The organism is Mycolicibacter sp. MU0083 (genome assembly GCF_963378075.1).
GTDB classification, from domain to species: Bacteria; Actinomycetota; Actinomycetes; order Mycobacteriales; family Mycobacteriaceae; genus Mycobacterium; species Mycobacterium kokjensenii.
This window is the reverse complement of record NZ_OY726394.1, coordinates 1948645-1970575: the sequence shown is the minus strand read 5'-3', so window position 1 is coordinate 1970575 and position 21931 is coordinate 1948645. Positions and strand designations below refer to the sequence as shown.

The window sequence follows — 21931 nt, the reverse complement described above, 5'->3', positions numbered from 1 at the left end:
GGTCTCGCCACCGCGACGTGGCGTGGTCCGCAGCGCTAGCTTGCGTCACGCCGGCCCTATCTGTTTGGCAAATCGAACATCTCGCGTCGAACCCGCCGGCAGTGTCAGGTCCGCGGTGGTGCGGCCGTCGACCCGGACCACCACGCCGTAGGACATCTCCAGCAGCCGTAGCCGGTACAGCCCGGGGCTGCGGTCGAAGGCGTCGCGCAATTCCCGTGGCGACCCGACGGCCTGCACCGTGTAGGGGCTGCTGATCGGCTTGTTGTCCACCAGGATCGCGCCGCCGGCCTGCCGGATGGTGACGTTGGGCCCGATGCGCACGTCGCCGACGGCGATCGCCTCGGCGCCACTGGCCCACAACGAGTTGACGACCAGTTGCAGGTCACGGTCCAAGATGATCTGCTGGCTGCCCGACACCCGCTGTTTGGAGGCATCGGAGAGGTTGCGCCCGACACCGGGGTCGGTCACGGTGACCAGCAGTCCGGGGCCGGTCACCCGGGTGCTGGCGGCTTCCAGGCTCAGCGCGTCGAGACCGGTCAGCACCCGCTGTCCCTCGGCGTCGTCGGCGAGCCGGTGCCGGCGCAACTCGTCGACGCGCCCGGAGTACCGGTCACGTTTGTCGGCGAGCTTTGCAGCGGCGGTCTCGGCGGCCCGCACGTTGGCGGCCAGCACCTGCTGGGCGTCGCGGACCCCGGGGGCCACCGATCGGGCCTGGGCGACGGCGACGGCGAACACCGTCGCCACCAGCAGTGCGGCCACCGCCTCCCACACCCATCCCGCGATCCGGACCCGACCGGCCGATCCGGCCGCCCGCTGCGCACGTCGGGCCGCGGCGGCGGCGTAGCCGGGGTCGAGGTGCTCCGACAGCAGTGAACGCAGCAGCGACGGCACCTCGAACTTCTGCGGCCGTCCGGGCCGCTGCGAACTCCGGGAGTCGTAGCCGCTGAGTGCGAAGAAGGGTTCAGACACCGGCGGCCCTCGGCATCGTGCGGACCACCAGCACGACATGGATCAGGTAGAGCACGAACGCCCACAGGTACATGCCCAGGCCCCAGATCAGAAACGCCCAACCGGTGGAGAACACCACCCTGCTCCAGAGCTCATCCCACTGCCCCAGCAGGATCAACGGGAACGCCGACATCAGCGCGAAGGTTCCGGCCTTGCCGATGTAGGTCACCGGCAGCGCCGTCAATCCCCTGCTTCGCAGGGCCGGCAAGGTCGCGGCCAGCAGCAGGTCCCGGGCCAGCAGGATTCCGATGATCCACCAGGGCACCAGCCCGCGGACCCCGAACGCGACCGGGATGGCCAGCATGTAGAGCCGGTCGATCGCCGGGTCGAGTAGCTCTCCCAGTCGCGAGTACTGATTCAGCAGCCGCGCCAGTTTCCCGTCGGCCCAATCGGAGGCGCCGCTGAGCATCAGCACCGCCACCGCCGGCCCGTCGGCGCGGGCGATCAGCAGCAGGTAGAGGAAGACACCGATCAGCCCGAGACGGGCCACGCTGATCACGTTGGGCACCGTCAGAACCCGGTCTTGGGTTCGATCGGAACCGGACCCGGCAGCCATCCCGCGCCCCCTAGCGGAAGATCCCGGGCAGGCTCAGCGCGTCCATGCTGTCGTCGCTCAGCGGGTTGTCCCGGACCATGTAGGTCCACGTCGACGTCGGCCGCGCCAACTTGGACAGGTCGATCCCGGGTTCGGATTCGATGGCGTCCGAGGTCTCCAGGGTCTGCTGCGACGCCTCGATGGCGTCGGCGGCCAGCGAGGCGAACGCGTCGAGGGCCAGCCGGTGGAATTCGTCGAGCGGGTTCTGCCGGCCCAGCGCGCGCAGGTGGATGCTCTCCCGGATGTCGGCCAGGAACGCCAGGTGGTCGGCCCAGCCGCGGTCCAGGTGATAGAGCATGATCTGCCGGCAGATCTTCTCCAGTTTGGTGTCCGCGTCCGCGCCGAGTTGCTCCTTGAGTTCGGCGTAGCGCTTGGGGGTCAGCTCGGCCAGTTCGTCGCGGGCCGCCGGGGTGGACAGCAGCGTGTTGCGCCGTTCCACGATGATCGCGCGCTGCTGGGCGATCAGCTGGTTGTACCGCCAGGTGTTGGCGTGGATGTCGAGCAGTTTGCCCTCGGCGATGCGCTGTGCGTGGTCGAGCAGCCCCGAGGCCTTGGGGCTGAGGATCCGGCCGTCCTCGTCGGTTTCGGTGGGAAGCTTGTTGGCCTCCAGATTGGTCGCGGCGACGTCGTCCTCCCAGCTGGAGAAGAACACCGACGACCCCGGGTCGCCCTGGCGGCCGGCCCGGCCCCGCAACTGGTTGTCCAGACGCTGGGTGTGCTGGCGGCCGGTGCCGATCACGTGCAGACCACCCAGTTCCACGACCCGGTCGTGGTCGGCGGCATCGGTCTCCGAGGATCCGCCGAGCCGGATGTCGGTGCCGCGTCCGGCCATCTGGGTGGAGACGGTGACGACGCCCAGGTTGCCCGCCTCGGCGATGACGGTGGCCTCCTCGGCGTCGTTCTTGGCGTTGAGGACCACCGCCGGGACACCGCGCTTGCGCAGTCGTTCGCAGAGCTCTTCGGATTCGGCGACGTCGTGGGTGCCGACCAGGACCGGCTGACCGGTGGCGTGCACCTCGACGATGTGGGCGACGATGGCGTCGTTCTTCGCCGCGGCGGTGATGTAGACGCGGTCCGCCTCGTCTTCGCGGATGTTGGGCATGTTCGACGGGATCGGCGAGACGCCCAACTGGTAGAACTGGCGCAACTGCTCACCGGCCGCCAACGCCGTACCGGTCATGCCGCACACGGTCGGATACCGGTTGACCAGTGCCTGCACCGTGATGGTGTCGAGCACCTCACCGGTCTCGGTCGTCTCGATGCCCTCCTTGGCCTCGACTGCGGCCTGCAGACCGTCGGGCCAGCGCTGCAGGGCGGCGATCCGGCCGCGCGAGGCGTTGATCAATTGCACCTTGCCGTCGCGGACGATGTAGTGCACGTCGCGCTGCAGCAGCACGTGCGCGTGCAGGGCGACGTTGACCTCGGTCAACGTGGAGACCACGTGCTCCTCGGAGTACAGGTCGATGCCGCCGAGCGCCTTCTCGACCTTGCGCGCGCCGGCCTCGGTGAGGTGGATGTTGCGGCGGTCTTCGTCGGAGTCGTAGTCGACTCCCGGGGTGAGCCGTCCGACCAACTCGACGATCTCCAGCCGCGGGGTCTCCCGGTGGGTGGTGCCGGCCAGCACCAGCGGCACCAGCGCTTCATCGACGAGCACGGAGTCCGCCTCGTCGATCAGGGCCACGTCCGGGTTGGGCGAGACCAGATCGGCGACATCGGTGACCAGTTGGTCGCGCAGCACGTCGAAACCGATCTCGTTGATCGAGGCGTAGGTGACGTCGCACTGGTAGGCGGCGCGGCGTTCGGCCGGGGTGGAGTCCTCGGTGATCCAGCCGACGCTGACCCCGAGCGCGGTCAGCAACGGCCCCATCCATTCGGCGTCGCGGCGGGCCAGGTAGTCGTTGATCGTCACCACGTGCACGTGCCGGCCGCCGATGGCGTAGCCGGCGGCGGCGATCGCACCGGAGAGTGTCTTGCCCTCGCCGGTGGCCATCTCGACCACGTCCCCGGCCAGCATCCGCAGTGCACCCTGCAGCTGGACGTCGAATGGCCGCATCCCGATGCTGCGTTCGGCGGCCTCCCGGGCGATCGCCAGGAATTGCGGGATGTCGGAGGATTCGGCGAGATCCTTGAGCTTGAGCAGGCGCGCGGCCTTCTTCAGCTGTTCGTCGTCGAGGTCGGCGGCCTTCTTGGCGTACTGGGCGGCCGCGGTGACCTCGGCCATCGAACGGCTCTGGTTCTTCTCGGTGCTGGCGCCCAGCAGTTTCCAGAATTTGCCGCTCAGTCGACCCGACTTGGTACGCGTTCCGGAGACGGTTTTCGAGGTGTTAGCCACAGCACAACGGTACGCGGTGGCCCCCACATGCGAGCCGGGGGCACCACCGCGTCACGGGCTTTCCGCGGCAACGGTTGTCCGGCACGACACCGGTCGACTGCGGTAGGTTTCGCAGGGATTTTCTCGATTCGGGTACCGACCGTGGCCCGCCGATGGCGGTACGGGCGGTTATGGGAGGTAGGCCGTGGAGTCCAAGGTGTTCGAGCCGTCCATCGACTGGGCGCAGGCACTGCCGGAATCGCTGGTGTGGATCGCGATGGCCTGGACCATCAGCGCCGTCGGGATCGTCGCGGTGGGTGCGGTGCTGCGGGTCAGCACCCGCTGGGGCCGGCAGTTCTGGGAGATCAGCGGTGACTACTTCACCGGGCGCGCCAGCGTCCGGGTCTGGTTGTGGCTGGGTGTGCTGCTGCTGTCGGTGATCACCGCGGTCCGGCTGACCGTGCTGTTCAGCTTCCAGGGCAACGACATGTACTCGTCGCTGCAGACCGCCTTCCAGGGGGCGGCCAGCGGCAACGAGGCCGTCCGGCAGTCCGGCATGCACGGATTCTGGGTGTCGATCGGGATCTTCAGCCTGATGGCGGTGCTGCACGTGGCGCGGGTGATGCTCGACATCTATCTGACCCAGCACTTCATGGTGAACTGGCGCACCTGGCTCACCGAGCGGCTTACCGGGGATTGGCTGGACGGCCGCGCCTACTACCGGGCCCGCTTCGTCAAGACCCCGCTCGACCCCTCCGTCGGCGAGGCCCTGGAGGGCGCGGTCGACAACCCCGACCAGCGCATCCAGCAGGACATCGACATCTTCACCGCGGCCAAGGGCGCCTACCCCAACGCGCCGGAGGCCGGCACCGGCAGCACCCTGTTGTTCGGCGCCGTGCAGTCGATGGTCACGGTGGTGTCGTTCACCGCCATTCTGTGGAACCTGTCCGGCACCCTGACGGTCTTCAACGTCGACATCCCCCGCGCGATGTTCCTGATCGTGCTGCTCTACGTGGCGGTTGCGACCCTCGTCGCGTTCTGGATCGGGCGGCCGCTGATCCGGTTGAACTTCCGCAACGAGCAGACCAACGCCGCATTCCGGTATGCCCTGGTGCGGGTGCGCGACGCCGCGGAGTCCGTGGCGTTCTATCGGGGCGAGATCGCCGAGCGGATCCAGTTGCGGACCCGGTTCCGCGCCATCATCGACAACTACCTGAAGTTCGTGAACCGAACCATCGGTTTCAACGGCTGGAACCTGTCGATGAGCCAGGCGATCGTGCCGTTGCCCTGGATCATCCAGGCGCCCCGGCTGTTCTCCGGGCAGATCATGTTCGGCGGGGTCACCCAGACGGCGACGGCGTTCGGCGCCATCTCCGATTCCCTGTCGTTCTTCCGCAACGCCTACGACAACTTCGCCGGGTACCGGGCGGCGATCATCCGTCTGCACGGCCTGCTGGAGGCTAACCGCGAAGCGCGTGAGCTGCCGGAACTGTTGGTCAAGCCCAGCACGGACGACACCGTGACGCTCGAGGGCGTCGAGGTGCGCAGCCCGGCCGGTGACCCGCTGATCGAGGCGCTCGATCTTGAGCTGGGCCGCGGTGACGCGGTGATGATCGCCGGGCCGTCCGGCAGCGGGAAGACCACCCTGCTGCGCAGCCTGGCCCAGTTGTGGCCGTACGCATCGGGCAGCCTCACCCGCCCGCAGGACGACGCCGACGCGATGTTCATCTCGCAGCTGCCCTATATCCCGCTCGGTGACCTGCGCGCCGTGGTGGCCTATCCGCTGGCGCCGGAGGAGATCTCCGACATCGCGTTCGCCGACGTCCTGAACAAGGTCATGCTGCCGCATCTGATCGGCGAGCTCGACAACGTCGAAGACTGGGCCAAGGTGCTCTCCCCGGGTGAGCAGCAGCGGGTGGCGTTCGCCCGAATCCTGTTGGCCCGCCCCAAGGTCGTGTTCCTCGACGAGTCGACGTCGGCGCTCGACGAGGGCCTCGAGCTGACGATCTACGGCCTGTTGCGCGCCGAACTGCCGGACACCATCGTGGTCAGCGTCAGCCACCGCCACACGGTCCGCCGGCACCACAATCAGTTGCTGGAGTTGCTCGGCGGGGGCCGCTGGAACCTCGCGCCGCTCTAGCGCACCGCGAGCGGTCAGCGGGCCGCCGCGTGTACGCCGGCGCGCCGACCGAAGAACGAGCCCTCGCCCAGCTGGGTGCCGCTGGCGTAGCCCTTGCCGTCCTGGGCGATGTTCGACGCGCAGGCCCCGACCGCGTACAGCCCCGGGATCACCGCCCCGCCGTCGTTCAGCACCTCGCCGTCCACCGAGGTCGCCAGCCCGCCGATGGTGAAGCCGGCGTACATCGCCTTGCCCAGTGACAGGTCGAACGCGCCCCACGGGCCGGTGTCCTGAGCCGCCAGAAACGGCGGCTGCTTGTGGAAGTCGGGGTCCTCGCCCTGCGCCGCGTAGGTGTTGTACCGATCGAGGGTCGCCACCAGGTTTCCCTCCGGGATACCCAGTGCGGCCTCCATTTCCGGCACCGTCTCCCAGCCGTCGATCAGCGGCACCAGCGGCACCTGCGGCTTGCGCATGTGGGCCTCGTCGACGATCAGGAACGCCGCACTGTCCGGTTGGTCCATCACGTACCCGGACGTGCGGGAGTGGTAGGAGTCCTCGGCGACGAAGCGTTTCCCCTCTTTGTTGACGATGATCCCGGTGAGCAGGATCGACGGCGGATAGACCGGGGCGGTGATGAACACCTGGTCCATGTGCTTGGTGGCACCCCCCACCGACATGCCCATCCGGATGCCCAGTCCGTCGTCGTAGGTGTTTCCCAGGACGAACGGCTTCTCCGCCAGCTTCGGCGTGTACTGGGCGACCATCTCGGGGTTCATCACGAACCCGCCGGCGGCGATCACCACCGACTTCGCTTTGATGACACCGGTTTCGGTGAAGCGCTTCCACGTCGCGCCCACGACCGCGCCGGACTCGTCGGTGACCAGGCCGGTGGCGCCGGTTTCGTAGCGGATCTCCACCTTGAGGTTCTCGGCCCGCTTGAGCAGCAGGTCGATCGCCATCTTGGCGCCCTGCGTATCGCCGGGTACCGGGACCTTGTGGCCGCGCGGCGCGGGGACGGCCTCGTTGAGGTAGGGCCACACCTTCTCGTTGCCGGTGAACATCAGCCCCTCGGTGTTGGGCTGGATCACCGCCTTCTCCGGGTAGTAGCTGCGCTCGAACTCGATGCCGAGGTCTTCGAGCCAGTTGAAGTGCTCGACGCTGCCGTCGCAGTACGCACGGATCTTGTCGTGTTCGGGGTCGCGCGACACCGCGACGAGGTACTTGTACATCTCCTCGGCGGAGTCGGCGTGGCCGGTGGCCTGTTGGACGGCGGTGCCACCGCCGAGGTAGAAGTGCCCGCCGGCCATGGCGGTGGTGCCACCGGCCTCGGCGGCACGCTCCAACACCAGTACCCGGGCACCGGCTGCCGCGGCCGAGACCGCCGCACACCCTCCGCCGATACCGAAGCCGATCACCAGGACGTCGACATCATCCGACCACGACACGACGTCGCCGGCACTGGTGGTTTCGGGGATCTGGGTGCTCACCGCTGCTCCTGTTTGATGTAGTCGAAGACGGATCGGATCTCGGCCGGCACGTAGGCGATCTCCAGGTAGGGGATGCCGGCGTCGGGGGCCGAGACGTAGGCGAAGTACATGCCGCCGGGCATCACACCACGGGCGACGACCCGGGCGCCCCGCTCGGCGGCGTCGTTCAGCATAGCTTCGAAGGTTTCGGGGTCCTCGGCCTCGATGCAGACGTGGTGCAGGCCCGGCCCGTGTTCGCGGAGAAAGTCGTCGTAGAGGCTGCGACCGCTCACCGGTGCGATCACTTCCAGCTGCATGTCACCGGCGTAGCTCAGTGCGATGTCGGCGACGAAGTCGGCGGGCTCCCCCAGGTAGCTGCAGGTTTCGGGGGCGAAGTGCACGCCGGGCATCCGAATCCATCTGCGCGCCCCCAGCAACGCGGTGAGCATTGTCTCGGTGGCGTCCAGATCACGGGTGACCCAGGCGATCTGGACGGGCGGGCGGGATGTCGGGGTCATGGCAGCGGCACCGGCATTCCGACGTCTTCGCGGACCTGTCGGGCGATCGCCGACCACGACACCGCCGCGGGGAACTCCCCCCACACACTGTTGAACAGGCCGACTATCTGCGCCGGACCGCCGTCGCGCACCACATACACCGGACCGCCGGAGTCGCCCTGGGAGCTGCGCACACCGTTATCCATGGTGAACCAGCCGTTGTTCACGCGTTGCACCGTCCCGCAGGTCTGACCGGTGACGATGCCGAAGTGGCACACCGCGTCACCGGGCGCCAACTCCACGTCGGGACCGCTTTCCAGGTGCAGACCGCCGGGCAGCACGTCGTTCACCTCGACGTCGTCGGCCAGCACTATCGCCTCGTAGTCGTCTATCACCTGGTCGGTGTTGACCGTCGAACCGTTGGGGGTGTTGTCGCGGAAGGTCGCCAGCGTCCCGATGAAACGCCCGTCCCGGTTGGTGACGGCACCGCTTCCCCGGCAATGGCCCGCGGTGAAGGCGACCCGGGTGGCCGGGTCGACGAAGCCGAGAGTGCACACGTGGGTGTCCTGGCGGACCTCCATCCCCGGATACACCAGCACGTCATCGGCCCGAGCGGGGCCGCCGGCCGGGCTGACCACCGCGGCCCCTGCCGCCACCACCCCCGCAAGCACCCGCGCAACGAGCCTGCGCAACCGTCGACTCCTATCGTTGAAGGCCGATGTCAACCCGACCGGATCCGGGCCCACGGCGCAGCGCGGCGGCCCGGCTCCAGGGGATCCGGGCCGCCGCATCAGCCGTGCGCGGCGATCAGGGGATCGTCAACTCCTGACCGGGGTGGATCAGGTCGGGGTTGGAGATGCCACTGGCCACGGCGATCTGCGGGTACTTGTTGCCGTCGCCGTAGAACCGCTCCGCGATGGCGAACAGGGTGTCGCCGGCGACCACGGTGTAGGTACGCGCTGCCGGGGCGGCCTCTTCAACCGGAGCCGGAGCCTCTTCGGCCTTGGGCTCCTCCGGCGGCGGGGCGTCGGTCTCGGTCTTGGTGGACCAGGCCGCACCGTCTGCTGCGTAGAGCACCAGGTTGCGGTCATCCTGCATGACGAGCTTGACGTCCTTCTTGCCCTTGGTGTCGGTGTGCCAGATCGGCTTGTCCGCGGTGTACAGCACGAAGTTGCCGTCCGTCTGCACCTCGGCGCGCACCACATCGTTTCCGTTGGTGCCCGAGGCCCACACAGCCTTCCCCCGCGCCGCCAGCACCAGGTTGCCGTCCTCCTGCAACGTCAGGGTGTATGCCCCGTTGTTGGAGGTCAGCGACTCGCCCTTGACGAGCTTCTTACCTGCGGTGAGCGTGTCTCCCAAGCTCTGTGCCACGTTGTCCCCTTCTAATCTTCACGCCGCGACCCCATGCGTCGGAGCGTCGTCGCTTGGATGCGACCCCCGCCAGCCTATGCGAACGTCCGCCGGTGCGCCCTCGATACGTCAGGACAGTTCCGCGGTGGGCACAGCACGCCGGTTCGTGGCCGCGGGGCGCCATCCCGGCGGCCCGAACACGTAACCGAGCCGGTCACGCCAGTTCTCCGCCCGCCGTACGTCGGCGATGATCGCGAGGTATTCGTGGAACTGCAGGGCCGCGATGTTGAAGGTGTCGACCTGCTTGGTCAGCCCGTAGTGCGGCCGGAACCGTTCGGGGGCGAAGGTACCGAACAGCCGGTCCCAGATGATCAGAATCCCGCCGTAGTTCTTGTCCAGGTACTCGGGATCCATGCCGTGGTGCACACGGTGGTGCGACGGGGTGTTGAAGACGAACTCGACGGGGCGCGGCAGCCTGTCGATCCGTTCGGTGTGGACCCAGAACTGGTAGACCAGGCTCACCGAGAAGCTTGCGAACACCATCCACGGTGGAATGCCCAACAGCGGCAAGGGAATCCACATCAATATCTCGCCACTGTTGTTCCATTTCTGGCGCAGCGCCGTGGCGAAGTTGAAGTAGCGGCTGGAGTGGTGCGCCTGGTGGGTGGCCCAGATCAACCGGATCCGGTGCGCGACACGGTGATAGCAGTAATAGAGCAGGTCCACCCCGACGATCGCGATCACCCAGGTGTACCAGTGCGCCGGAGACAGGTGCCACGGCGCCAGATACGTGTAGATCGCCGCGTAGCCCAGCAGCGCAACGAATTTCCACACCGCCGTGGTGGCCATCGAGACCAGGCCCATCGAGATGCTCGCCCAGGCGTCCGCGGTCCGGTAGGCCCCGGCGGGCGGCTGCCCGGATTCGGAGTGCTCGAGTTTGCGTGCGGCGAACCATTCCAGCGACAGCAGGATCAGGAAGAACGGGACGGCGAACACCACCGGGTCACGCATCGGCGCCGGCAACCCCGTCCACAGCTGCGCGAGCACATTCACGCCGGCCACCTCCGCGACATCGGGATCACTCCGCCGACAACGACGACGGGTTCTCGGCGTGCCACTGCACCGCGTAGACGCCCGGCTGCAGAGACAGTTCGCCGACCAGTCGCTCGAGCCGGTCCGGGGCCCGGCTGTCCGACAGCATGGACGCGGTGAGCGCAATGTTGTCCTCACCGGACCGGACGGTGTGAATCCCCCGCAGAATCAGGTCGTTGCTGGCGGTGTGTTGCACGATCTGGGCGCGCAGGTACTTCTCGGACTTCGGCCGGCAGATCACCTGCACCTCATACGGCGACTGCGGTTCGTCTTCCTCCACGTACTGATCACGGTCGATGAGCCGCCCCAGCGGCCGGAGCAGCAGATGGGTGCCGACGATCGCACCGGTCCCGATCAGGGCGAACACCAGGTCTCCGGCCGCCGCCAGCACGCCCACGGCAGCCGAGCACCACAGTGTGGCCGCGGTGTTCAGACCGCGGACGTTGAACCCCTCGCGCAGGATCACCCCACCGCCGAGGAAACCCACCCCCGACACCACGTACGAGGCGACGCGGGTGGAGTTGGGTTCCACGCCGACGGCGTACAGCACGAACAGCGTCGCACCGGCGGCGACCAGCGCGTTGGTCCGCAGACCCGCCATCCGCGCACGCCACTGCCGCTCCAGCCCGATCAGGGCACCGCAGCCCAGCCCGACGGCCAGTCGCAGCGTGAACTCGGCGACGCTCAGCGTCTGCATGAGCTAACCCTGTCACACGCCCTAACCGGCGACCACCGGTCGCGCCATCACCGTGGGCTTGAATCCGTATCGCGGCGCGGCGAATCCGTAGTTGCGGCCCTGCCCGGCGCCGGCCAGCGGCACGCCCGGCATCCCGGCCGCCCCGGGCTGGGGGGCGTGAGCGGCCACGGTCCAGCCGGTGGCCGCGACCGACGTGCCCGGGGTTGCGGTAGCCGGGATGGCGGCGGCCCACGACTGCGGCACCGACATCGCGCCGACCAAGGTTCCGCGGCCCACCCCGGCTGCGACTGTTCCGGTGCCAGCGGCTCCTCCCAGACCCGCGCCTGCGCTCGACGAGACCAACGACGTCGATGCCAGCGCCGGCAGGTCTCCGCCTTCTGCGACGGCACCGGCAAGGGCTTGTACGACCGCGAGATCGGAGATTATATTGGTGAATCCGGCGGCACCCATGGGACTGAACGAGCTGCTCATGAGGTTGGTCATCGCGTTGCTCATATCACCTGTGCTGATCCCTTCGACTCCGGTCACCGGGGGTTGTACCGGCGTCGAAAGTGCCTGCAGTGCTTGGGGTGTGTTGGTAAGCGCCTGAGACACCGTGGACTGCGCCTGCGAGGTGGCCGCCGTACCGGTGGCCTGGGCGACTGCGCCCTGCTGGGCGCCCTCGCCCGCCGGGTTGACGACCTCACGCGGCGCGCTGAACGGCGTCACCTTGGTGGCCGTCGCCGACGACGCCGCATAGCCGTACATGGCTGCCGCGTCCTGCGCCCACATCTGACCGTAGTGAGCTTCGGTGGCGGCGATCGCGGCGGCGTTCTGCCCCAGGATGTTGGTGGCCACCAGAGTCGCGAGCTGGGTGCGGTTGGCGACGATCAGCGGCGGTGCCACGGTCATGGCATAGGCGGCGTCGAATGCGGCCGCCGCCGCCTTGGCCTGCATCGCGGCCTGCTCCGCCCGGGCGGCGGTGGCGCCCATCCATACCACGTACGGCGCAGCCGCGGCGGCCATGGCGTTGGACGCCGGGCCCATCCAGCCCTCACCGACGAGGCCGTTGATGACGGCCTGGTAGCCCGCCTCGGCCGAGCTCAGTTCGGCGGCCATCTTGTCCCAGGCCGCCGCGGCGGCCATCATCGGGCCCGACCCGGGGCCGGTGTAGATACGAGCCGAGTTGATTTCCGGCGGGAATGCTCCGAAGTCCATGGCGTTGCTCCTTGCATGTTCGGTGGTGGTCGCCACGAGCGACTGGTCTGTGGTGGGGTGTGCAGGCACGGCTGAGACCCGATGCGTGCTGCATCGGTGCGAGGTGATCGGGTCAGCCGGTCATGGCGACGTACCGGAGCCGCGCATGCCGCGCCCACCGCCGGCTCGACGAATACATCGAGCTTCCAAGCGATTTCAGGACATGCCGAAGCCTGGCGCATTCCACTGGGAACACGCGCCAGTCGACGGGTTCAGCGCCGGTGCGAATCAGATGGTGAAAGCGGTACCGAGATCGAGGGAAACGAACATCGATCTCGGATAAGAACTATCACTCGGACTCAATGTCGCTCTCACCTCCTCTCGGCCTGGGCACGCGCGGGTGCCTGCTTCAGCGCACAGTGAGGTGGATCGGTCCGACACAGTCGAACCCTGCACCCCTCTCGTCAGAGCTTCGGCACTGCAGGGCGTGTCCCTTGCGGGAAGCCACTTGGGCTCAACCCTTAATCCGGGAAGAGCTGTCCTGACCCGGGGCGTCTTTCGACGTTCGGGGTCAGTGGCCTATGTCCATGCAGACGCCTCACCTAACGAGGTGCTTGTCTCACCATAGTGCATCAGGCGCGCGGCAGGGTCAATCCGAACCGCCGGGCGACTCGCGACATAACGGCCCCTACGGCCGCACGCGGCCCCAAAACACTTGACTCGGGCCGCAAATCGGAAACTTCCTCCACAAAACAACGCGGCAGCACACCCACCGATCGGGTGTGCTGCCGCGCTGCGCGATATACGGGCGCTCAGGCCCAGCTGGAACCCACCGAGGCGTCGGTGTTGGCCATGTTGTTGCCGGCGGTCTGCACCTTCTGACCGTGGGCATTGGCCTGCTCGTAGATCAGCGCGAAGTTGCGACCCAACTGCGTCACAAACTCCTGGCACGCCACCGAACCCGAACCACCCCAGAAATCACCGGCAGCCATCACATCGTGCACGATCGCCTGATGCTCGGCCTCCAACGACGCCGCCTGCGCACGAATCAACGCACCATGAGCATTGACATCACCGAACTGGTAATTGATCGACATCTCTGGACTCCCTCTCGCCTCTAGCTGCCCGACAGGATCTGCTGCGACGCAGCTTCCTGCTGCTCGTAGTGATTCGCATCCCGAATCAACCCATCACGCACGCTGTGCAACATCGTCACAATGTTGCGAAACGCCGTCTGCATCGTCCCCATGGTGTCCATCGAGGTCCGCTCCGCCAGACCACCCCAGCCCGCACCGGAGATGTTCGTCGACGACGCCCACATCCGACGCGCCTCATCCTCCACCGTCTGCGCATGCACATCGAAACGACCCGCCATCGCGCGCATCGCATCCGGATCCGTCATAAAACGTGCCACGGTATTCTCCTTCTATTCGTGAAAGTTGTTGGAAATAAAGATTTTTCAGACGTTATCCGGCCGACGCGGCGTTCGCGGCCTCGGTCGCTTCGTAGGTGTTGGCGCTGGTGTTCAGCGTGGCCACAAACGCCTGGTGGATGGCCTCGGCCTGCGCGCTGATCGCCTGGTACATGCTGGCGTGCGCAGCGAACTGCGCGGCGGTCAGCGCCGAGACCTCGTCCGCGGCGGCCGGGACCACCCCCGTCGTAGGTGCCGCGGCGGCCGCGTTCTGAGCGCTGAGCGCCGAGCCGATGGCGGCCAGGTTGCTCGCCGCCGCGGTCAGCGCCTCCGGTTGGGTGTGGACATAAGTCATAGGGGTCCTCCTCCGAGAACGCCGGTCATCGGCCGACTGCGAAGCCCGCAGCCCGTCCCCACTGCGCAGCGGGGCGTGGCCGACGCCGGATTGATCACATAACGAATACGGTGCCGATGCCGAACCGGGCCGAAGCCGCCGATTCAGGTCGAGTGAAATCACCGGTACACAAGTTGCGCCCTCACCTCCTGACACCGACAGAAATCAACGGGATCGGGCACCAGCGCCGACCCCCTTACCTGCGCCATGGTGGCATCGGTGTCAGCGACCGTCAACCCGGACAGGCGGTCACGTGGCTGTGAATCACCTGTTCGAAGACTGGCAGCTCAGGAGGTTTTCTTTTCGGCAACCGCCGCACTGAGACCTTCGGCAAGATCTTCGCGGGTCAGCTCCTTGAACTTGTGCAGCCATGCCTCGCTGAAATCGGTGACTTCACCGGACAACACTGCATCGAGTTCAGAATCATCGAGACGGAAACTCCGGTGATCGCGGGCTTTCTCCACCACGTTGCGGACGAATCCGGCGTTGCCCAGGACGTCGATACCGCGAATCAGGTCCCCGTCTTCGGAGTAGTTCTCGTCGGCGTAGAACCGGGTGTAGGACGGGAGCAGGCCCTCGACCGCCTCGTCGGTGACCACGTCCTCGTTCTCGGCACCCATCATCTTGGTCAGTTCCAGCAATTCCGGCGGCGTGTAGCTGTAGAACTCGATCACCGTGGAGAACCGGCGGCGCAGCCCCTGGTTCACCTCAAGCATCTTCTCCATCGCGTTGGCGTAGCCGGCGCCGAACACCACCAGTTCGTCGCGATGGTTCTCCATGTACAGCAGCAGGGTGTTGATGATGGCGTTGCCGTAGGCGTCACCCTGGCTGTAGCCGCTCTCGTGCAGGGTGTGCATCTCGTCGAAGAACACCGCGCCGCCGAGCGCACCTTCGAGCAGTTCCTCGGTGTTCTTCTCCGCATCGGCCATGTAGCGGCCCAGCAACTTCGAGCGATTGGTCTCCACCACCAGCGGTTTGCGCAGCACCGTCAGGCCGCACAACTGCTTGGTGAACGCGCGGGCCACCGATGTCTTTCCGGTGCCGGGCGGACCGAGCAGCAGGGTGTGACGCGAGGTGACCGGCACCGGCAGGCCCATCTTGGCGCGCGCCAGATTGACTTTGGTGGTCGCCTTGATCAGCTTGATCTCGCGCTTGGCCTGTTCCATGCCGAGCATGGCCGCCAACTCCGCATCGCCTTCGGCCAGGTATCGGGCGGCCTCTTCGGCGTGCCGGTCGGCCTCGGCCTGCTCCCGGGTCGGAGCACTGTCGGGATCCCAGGGGTCGGTGCGAGCCTCGATCGTCTCCGGATCGGTCAGCACCAGGCGGAAGTCGGGATTGTCCAGCGCTTCGCGTGCCGGCGAGAACTTGGAGTCCCGCGAGTAGACCCGTCGCAGCAGCTCCGCGGCTTCATCCTCACGCCCCAGATGCCGTAGGCACATCCCCTGGGTGTAGAGCGCGACGTTCGCCGCACCCGGTACCCGGTCGCCTTCGATGGCCTCCTGTGCCCGCCGGGTGGCCTCCTCGAAAACGCCCAGCGACGCCAGCGCGGTGGTGGCCATCGCCGCCGCGGCGGCCTTGAGCTCGGGCTGACGCCAGGGTGCCGCCGCCGGGAACTGCTTGAGCACGTCTGGCCATCGTCCGGTCCGGAAATACAGCAGACCGCGGACGTAGTTGACCAGTTCGGTTTCGAAGGGATTCCGCGGCTCGATGCCGTCGAGCAGGTCGGCCGCTTCGGCGTAACGCTTGGCCTCGGCCAATGCGGCGGCATAGGCGGCGGCCAACGATTCCACGCTGGTGATCAGCAGCCGCAGGAACATCCCGTCGGAGACTTCGGGTCGAAACTCCAGATCGGACAAGCCCAGCCGGCGGATCTCCCACCCGAACGTGCGCACCGTGGCCCACGCGTTCGCCAGCACGTCGACGTCGTTGTCGCCGGCCAGGATCCGGGCCAGCCAGGCGTCGCACATGCTCGGGTCGATCGTGGTGGCGGTGGTGAACATCTGCCGCGCCACCTGCGGATTGCTGCTGGGTTGGAGTCCGTTGACCGAGATCCCGGATGCCAGCAGGCCCGCGACCATGGCATTGCGCGCGTCCGTCGACTGGGGTGCGGTCACTCGCGCACCCCGACCGACGCGGGCGTGTACTCGTCGACCACGTCCACCGACACCGGAAGATGCTCGCCGTCCAGCAGATTCCGGCCCGGAACCACCATTCGGCGCAGCGCCGACGGTGCCGGGAGACTGGCGCAGACGGCGTCCAGCTGCCGCCGGCCCACGAAGCGATTCAGCGCGGCGCGCACGTTTCGGCTCAACGGTTCGGCGCTGTGGTAGCGCACCAGCACGGAGATCTCCGCGGTGCGGCCCCCGCCCCGGGCGAGCCGCACGGTCACCACCGTCGCGTCAGTCTCCGGGTACCACAGATGCTCGAGGTTCTCCGGGGTGATGTCGGGGGGCGACACCCAGAAGTTGCCGATGTGGCCGGGCGGTCGGGCCCGGAACAACCGGTGCCGCAGCTGCGCGGCCTCCAGACCAGCCAACACGGCCTCGTCGATGTCGTCGAACTCGTCGGCGCGGACCACCTGGGCACTGAGCTGACGGCTGTCGATGTCCTCGGCCAGCCGCTCGGTCGCCGCCGCCATGGTGGCCGCCAAGGAGTCCCGGGTGGCCACCGCGTTGACGTTGTGCTGCGGATCCATCCGCAGCACGATCCAGGTGCGGCGGCTATCGGGCATCGACGGCTCTTCCTCGATGTCGACCTCGGCGGCGGCGCGGGGCTCGTCGCGGGTTCCGACCGAGACCACGTCGATGCTGTCGAGGCGAACGTCGAACTGCCGCAACCCGGCGGCCAGACGCTCGATCGGCAGGAGCGTGTCGGTGTCGCGCCGATGCCGCCCGCTCGCCGGTATCGGCCGGCCGGACACCGCGATGGCCGTCACCAGACGGCCTTCGTGCTCGCGGACACCGACCGGCTCGCGGCCGAAGCGACGGTGGTGATCGATCGCCGGAGTCCGGCCACGCTCGAGCGCGGCTTCGGGGTCGGTGAACTGATCGGCCACCCAGGCCGCCCACCTGGTGCTCAGCGGAACCCGGCGGTAGGTGACCAGCGCGATGATTCCGATCAGCGCCGCGACACCGACCCCCGACCACCACACGTAGTCGGCGATCTTGGGGTCACCGGGCCAGCGGCCGGCGAGGACCAGGATGCCCACGTCGATCAGAAAGACCGTGGTGACCCGCAGCCATGACAGGTTCAGACCTAGTGCGTACTGTGCCTTCATCGGTTCCTTGACGATCGTCGCAATGCTGCCACTCCCAGCGCCACACCGGCGGCCGCGAGTGCCGCCAACAGCCCCGCTCCGGCGACCCACGCGGGGGTCATGTCCCGCTCGGGCGGCATCGGCGGCACCTGCAGCGGTGCCGACAGCCGCTCCGGCATCTGCGCCGGCACGTCGGGGACGTCCCAGGTCAGTGCTGCGACCGGGTCGACGATGCCGTACCCGACCACGTTGTCGACGCCGCGTGCCGGCGGACGCGCCGTACGGATCAGCCGGTTGATCACCTGATGCGACGACAGCTCGGGATACTTGGCCCGCACCAGGGCCGCCACCCCGGAGACGATCGCGGTCGAGAAGCTCGTGCCGGACGGGACCAGCAGCGAATTCTCCGGGCCGTCGACGGCGTTCATCAGGCCGTCGTCGCGGGGTGAGAGCCCCTCGATGTTGGTGCCGGGGGCGGCGATCGACACCCACGGACCGGCGACGCTCGATTTGGACAGCGGCGCGCCGGCGGCGTCGACGGCGCCGACGGTCAGCACGTACTCGTCATACCAGGCGGGCGTCACCACGGTGTTGACCCCGTTCCAGTCGCGGGGGTCGTCCGGACGCATCGCGTTGTAGGTGGGGTTCTGCTTGCAGTCCCGCCAACTGGTGTCACCGGCGGCGGCGACGATCACCACGTTCTTCTCCACCGCCGCATAGCGCACCGCCGCGCCCAGGTCGGCCTGGTCGATCATCGTCCGCACGTTCATGCAGATGGCCGAGGAGATGTTGATCACCTGCGCACCCATGTTCGCGGCGTGGACGATCGCCCGCGCCATGGTCCGCAGCCCGTCGGTCTTCTCCCGCAACTGCGGGTCCATGCCGTCGCCGAACGGCTCCTTGGGGCCGAATGCCGCGCTGTATTGCCGAATGGAGATCAGCTGCACATCCGGAGCGACCCCGCTGAACGCATCCGGTGCTCCGCCCGGCGGTGGGGCGCTCGGTGCCCGGAAATCGACCGGAGCCGTGCGTGCTCGCCCGGAGAAGCCCGCCGATCGTGCTCCGGCGGTGCCGGTGCCCTCGGTGATGTATCCGGAAGCGGCCGCCCCCGCATCGGGACCCGGGGCGGGCCCGGGAGCCGGCGCCGGCGCCGGCGCCGGCGCGGGAGGGGGCGCCGGAGCAGGAGGGGGTGCCGGTGCCGGTCCGTTCGGCGGCTCCTCGCCCTCGGCGGGCGGCGCCGGTGCGGGCGGTGGCAGCACCATGATGGTGGTCTGCGGCGTCGGCACCGGCGGCGGCGGTTCGTTCGTGGGCACCGACGGGGGTCGACGCGTCTGACGCGGCGGGGGTAACGGTGTCACCCCGTTGTCCGGCAGCGCCGCGATCAGCGACGCCACCAGCGTGCCGTGCGCGTCACAGTCCGACAGGCCGTCGCCGCCGCTCATGACGTAGTCGCCGCCGCCGATCAGGTTGGGCATGCGTGGGTGCGGAGTCACCCCGGTGTCGAGAACGGCGACGGTTACGCCTGCCCCGCGGCCGAATTTCCAGGCCTCCTGCAGGTTGAGCATGTCCATGTACGCCGGTTGGATGCGGAAGTCGGTGTCCGGCAGCACGCCGACCTCGGTGCAGTAGGACGTCTGCCGCATGGTCTGCGGCGGTCCGGGCGTGCCGTCCGGCGGCAAGGCCGCGGGATCGATCCCCGGCGGATCGATGGCACCGGCGGCCGGCATACCGGCCAGCGATCCGCTGGCGACCATGATCATCGCGGCGCCGGCGGCCGCGGTGCGTTGCAGCCGACGCACGCCCCTACCGGTACCGGATCGCTTCATAGGTATTCATCAACCACAGTGCCAGCGGGAACAACGGCATCAAGCAGAGATATTCGATCCACTCGACGAACTTGCGGAACAGCGGGCTGTAGATGGTGTTCGGCACGATCACCGCGGACAGCAGCCCGAACATCGGGACCAGCACCACGACGGCGACCCCGACCACCAGTGCCGTGGGAGTCCACACCACCACCACGAAGCGCACTACCACCGCCGCCACGATCACCAGGCCGGTCAGCGTCACGGTGACGGCCTGCCAACGGTCCCGGAAGGACCGGCCCCGCAGGACCAGGAACCCGGCCGTCAGCCCCGCCAGCAGCACCGGCAGCCACGGCCGGTCCGTGTGGGGGTCGCACAGTCCGGCCATGCACACCGCGGTCAGCACACCCAATCCGGTCAGCAGGCCGGTGAGGAACGACCGTGCCCGCTCGGCCCGCAGCACCACTTCGCGGATCGACTCCGGACCCTCCAGGGTCGGCTGGCTGCCGGGGGTGCTCACCACGGTGGTGGGCAGGTCGGGACGCGCCTCGAACACCCAGCGACTGGTAGCCGACGGGAAGACCGGCAGGCGCAGGCCGGCAAACCACCGCGACAGCGACGGCGCCCACTGGTAGGCGAGAACGCTGGCCAGATAGACGCAGGTCATCAGGGTCACCGCTCCGGTCAGGAACAGCATTCGCAGCACCCCGGCGAACATCACCGCCACGCTGATGACGGCGACTGCCGAATACGCGGCCAGCTGTCGCCCGGTGAGCCGGATGACCGCCAGTGCGGCGATGCCGGCGACACCGAATCCCAGTGCGGCATGGGCGGCGCCCACTTCGCCGGGGACGGCCGCCGCAGCGGCGACCACCAGCGGCACCAATCCGCTGGCCAACATGACATCGCCGACCCAACGGTCGGAGGCGTTGCGCGCTTGCATCAGGATCAGCGCGGCGGCGATCAGCACCAGGAAGGCCAGGCCCGCACTGAAGCCGGCCGTCAGCCAGCCCTCGTGCTCCACCCGCCAGGCCGACAGCAGTCCGGTGGCCAGCAGCACACCCAACACCAGGGTCGACACGCCGACCCGGACGGCGGTCTTCGCGTCGACCGGGGCGAAGCGCTTCGCCAGGTTCACCGATACCGCGGTAGAGATGTGCTCGATGACCGGCGAGCGCTTCTCCCGGTCTTCGATGAAGCGCAGCCACAGCCGGTCACCGTCGTAGACCTCTTGTTCGGTCAACGACTGGTTCGGCCGCAACGCGGTGCCGTCGACCAGACACAGCACCCAGCGGCCTCGGCCCTCGGCCTCCAATGCGGGTTCTTCGAGCTCCCGGAGGCGGCCGTTGATCACCTTCAGCAGCGGGTCGAGCATCACCGAGACCGGTGCGTCGGCGTCCAGCAGCGTTCCGATCTGGATGCCCTCGCCGGCCATGACACCGACCACCACGGCCCGCGGCCCCGACGGTGCGAGCTCACCGCCGGCCTGCGCCCCCTCGATCGCCGCGGTCACAGTTGCTCCACTCGGTCGCCGAATACTGACCCCGCAAAACTCATTGGTGTCGCCTCGCAATTTGTCATTTTTAAAGTCTGTCCAATTCTAAAGGCACTTCATGCTATTCGCACGATTGCGTATACCGGCCGTTTTCCGATACGTCACATGACTTTCGGCGCCCAGTGTTCCCCCACGCAGGCCCCTAGACCCTCCGATGCGTTTTCCAGGCCCCGTAGGGCAGGGTGTCGAGCACGGTCTTGACGCCCACCTGGACCAGTTGGGGGGTGGCCGGGCAGATCGCCAGCCAGGCTTCACCCGAGCCCGCGGTGCGCGCCTGCTGGTAGAGCGCGATCCGGCCGCCGGATCCGTCTTTGAGTGACAGCACCGAGGCGCTGGGCCCCTTGGCGTCGTCGCGGTACTGCCGCGCGTAGACCGCAGCCTCGGCGGCCGGCTCCGACAGCGCCTGGCCCAGTGCTGCGACGGTGGCCGCGCTGATACCCATCCGGCGCAGGTCTCCCCCGGTGAAGATGTTGAATCCGGAGTCCTGCCAGCTCTGGGTGGCCTCCAGCATCTCTTCCATCGGCACGTTGACCGCGGTGATCTGGGCGGGGTCGGCGTGGTGGATGGATTCCATGCCGTCGATCACCAGCGCCGCGATCGACGCCGCGTCGGTCACCGATACGTCGTCGACGGTGATATCGGTACCCACCCGCACCGCCGACACCCAGTGCTCGCCGCGCCGCGCGAGGAGCACGCGGAACTCGTTGTCGGGGATGTCGCGGGTTCCCGGCTCCTGGTCTTCGTCTTCGATGACGCCGTACCGCAACTTGCCCAGCGACAGCAGTGCGATCACTTCGAGGTCGGGGGCGGCCAGCACCTTCATCCGTGCCGCGACCGTCTCGTTGACCTGGTCGTCGACGACGATGCCCTGTTCGCGCATCACGGCCATCCCGGGATGTTCGGACAACCAGTCATTGGAGTCGGTGGAAACGTAAGGACGACACCGCAATTCGGGCGCGACATGGCGAATGTCCAGCAGCGCCTGCAGCATCCAGAAGCCCTCGACGTTGACGGTGATGTCGGTGCGGGTGCTCGGGTCCATCACTACCCTCCTCTACCGGGTTGGTCGCTGTAGTTGGCTAGTGGCGTACGTGGCTATTGGACCACGTGACGGGGCGAGACCGCTCGGCACCACCCGCCGATTGCAGCAAGCGGCAGCACACCCACCGATCGGGTGTGCTGCCGCGCTGCGCGATATA

At 67.9% G+C, this 21931-nt stretch carries 19 protein-coding genes and 1 riboswitch; of the genes, 1 reads left to right on the top strand and 18 read right to left on the bottom strand.

Annotation, left to right across the window (positions count from 1 at the left end; all coding sequences use genetic code 11):
* Positions 1-45 precede the first annotated feature (45 nt).
* From RCP38_RS09065 to secA2, 3 genes are read right to left on the bottom strand one after another with little or no spacing between them, the layout of a single operon-like run.
* Positions 46-969 (bottom strand): DUF881 domain-containing protein, encoded by a 924-nt coding sequence (locus RCP38_RS09065; RefSeq protein ID WP_308476828.1) that lies wholly within the window; start codon positions 967-969, stop codon positions 46-48.
* Positions 962-1564, bottom strand: coding sequence for a CDP-alcohol phosphatidyltransferase family protein (locus RCP38_RS09060; protein ID WP_308476827.1), 603 nt, complete (start codon positions 1562-1564; stop codon positions 962-964). Before RCP38_RS09060 ends, RCP38_RS09065 begins: the two co-directional genes overlap by 8 nt.
* A gap of 10 nt (positions 1565-1574) precedes the next feature.
* On the bottom strand, positions 1575-3935 hold the full coding sequence (secA2, locus tag RCP38_RS09055; RefSeq protein WP_308476826.1) for an accessory Sec system translocase SecA2: 2361 nt from the start codon (positions 3933-3935) through the stop codon (positions 1575-1577).
* Between the two features lie 184 nt (positions 3936-4119).
* Here secA2 and RCP38_RS09050 point away from each other — a divergent pair, with 184 nt between their 5' ends.
* Positions 4120-6054, top strand: a complete 1935-nt coding sequence (locus RCP38_RS09050; RefSeq protein ID WP_308476825.1) for an ABC transporter ATP-binding protein/permease — start codon at positions 4120-4122, stop codon at positions 6052-6054.
* A 14-nt stretch (positions 6055-6068) separates the two neighbouring features.
* Here the strand turns inward: RCP38_RS09050 and RCP38_RS09045 are convergent, their stop codons facing one another.
* From RCP38_RS09045 to RCP38_RS08975, 15 genes are all read right to left on the bottom strand, one after another.
* The gene (locus RCP38_RS09045) at positions 6069-7520 is read right to left on the bottom strand and encodes an FAD-binding protein (RefSeq protein WP_308476824.1); all 1452 of its coding nucleotides are present in this window, start codon (positions 7518-7520) and stop codon (positions 6069-6071) included.
* Positions 7517-8017, bottom strand: a complete 501-nt coding sequence (locus RCP38_RS09040; protein ID WP_308476823.1) for a VOC family protein — start codon at positions 8015-8017, stop codon at positions 7517-7519. Before RCP38_RS09040 ends, RCP38_RS09045 begins: the two co-directional genes overlap by 4 nt.
* The gene (locus RCP38_RS09035) at positions 8014-8688 is read right to left on the bottom strand and encodes an Rv1815 family serine proteinase (protein WP_308476822.1); all 675 of its coding nucleotides are present in this window, start codon (positions 8686-8688) and stop codon (positions 8014-8016) included. The genes RCP38_RS09040 and RCP38_RS09035 overlap by 4 nt, the downstream gene beginning before the upstream one ends.
* Before the next feature lie 115 nt (positions 8689-8803).
* A complete protein-coding gene (locus RCP38_RS09030) occupies positions 8804-9355 on the bottom strand; it encodes a LysM peptidoglycan-binding domain-containing protein (protein ID WP_308477145.1) in 552 nt (183 codons plus the stop codon).
* 120 nt (positions 9356-9475) lie between these two features.
* Complete coding sequence (locus tag RCP38_RS09025) at positions 9476-10357, bottom strand: sterol desaturase family protein (protein ID WP_373692505.1); 882 nt, start codon at positions 10355-10357, stop codon at positions 9476-9478.
* A 67-nt stretch (positions 10358-10424) separates the two neighbouring features.
* The gene (locus tag RCP38_RS09020) at positions 10425-11135 is read right to left on the bottom strand and encodes an MgtC/SapB family protein (RefSeq protein ID WP_308476820.1); all 711 of its coding nucleotides are present in this window, start codon (positions 11133-11135) and stop codon (positions 10425-10427) included.
* A gap of 21 nt (positions 11136-11156) precedes the next feature.
* Entirely contained in the window at positions 11157-12332 is a 1176-nt protein-coding gene (locus RCP38_RS09015; protein WP_308476819.1) for a PPE family protein, read from the bottom strand.
* A 428-nt stretch (positions 12333-12760) separates the two neighbouring features.
* A riboswitch (M-box (ykoK) riboswitch) is annotated at positions 12761-12928 on the bottom strand.
* A 195-nt stretch (positions 12929-13123) separates the two neighbouring features.
* Positions 13124-13408 carry a WXG100 family type VII secretion target gene (locus RCP38_RS09010; RefSeq protein ID WP_308473006.1) on the bottom strand — a complete coding sequence of 95 codons (285 nt, stop codon included), beginning with the start codon at positions 13406-13408 and terminating at the stop codon, positions 13124-13126.
* Positions 13409-13428: 20 nt separating this feature from the next.
* Positions 13429-13713 carry a WXG100 family type VII secretion target gene (locus RCP38_RS09005; RefSeq protein ID WP_308477142.1) on the bottom strand — a complete coding sequence of 95 codons (285 nt, stop codon included), beginning with the start codon at positions 13711-13713 and terminating at the stop codon, positions 13429-13431.
* Between the two features lie 64 nt (positions 13714-13777).
* Positions 13778-14077 (bottom strand): PE family protein, encoded by a 300-nt coding sequence (locus tag RCP38_RS09000; RefSeq protein ID WP_308476818.1) that lies wholly within the window; start codon positions 14075-14077, stop codon positions 13778-13780.
* Positions 14078-14403: 326 nt separating this feature from the next.
* The gene (eccA, locus tag RCP38_RS08995) at positions 14404-16194 is read right to left on the bottom strand and encodes a type VII secretion AAA-ATPase EccA (protein ID WP_373692504.1); all 1791 of its coding nucleotides are present in this window, start codon (positions 16192-16194) and stop codon (positions 14404-14406) included.
* 32 nt (positions 16195-16226) lie between these two features.
* Positions 16227-17393 (bottom strand): type VII secretion protein EccE, encoded by a 1167-nt coding sequence (gene eccE / locus RCP38_RS08990; protein ID WP_308476816.1) that lies wholly within the window; start codon positions 17391-17393, stop codon positions 16227-16229.
* Positions 17390-19198 carry a S8 family serine peptidase gene (locus RCP38_RS08985; protein WP_373692476.1) on the bottom strand — a complete coding sequence of 603 codons (1809 nt, stop codon included), beginning with the start codon at positions 19196-19198 and terminating at the stop codon, positions 17390-17392. The genes eccE and RCP38_RS08985 overlap by 4 nt, the downstream gene beginning before the upstream one ends.
* Positions 19176-20690, bottom strand: a complete 1515-nt coding sequence (gene eccD, locus RCP38_RS08980) for a type VII secretion integral membrane protein EccD (protein ID WP_308476815.1) — start codon at positions 20688-20690, stop codon at positions 19176-19178. The genes RCP38_RS08985 and eccD overlap by 23 nt, the downstream gene beginning before the upstream one ends.
* Positions 20691-20874: 184 nt before the next feature.
* Positions 20875-21774: an ESX secretion-associated protein EspG gene (locus RCP38_RS08975; RefSeq protein ID WP_308476814.1), complete on the bottom strand. Its 900-nt coding sequence runs from the start codon at positions 21772-21774 to the stop codon at positions 20875-20877.
* Between the last annotated feature and the right edge of the window lie 157 nt (positions 21775-21931).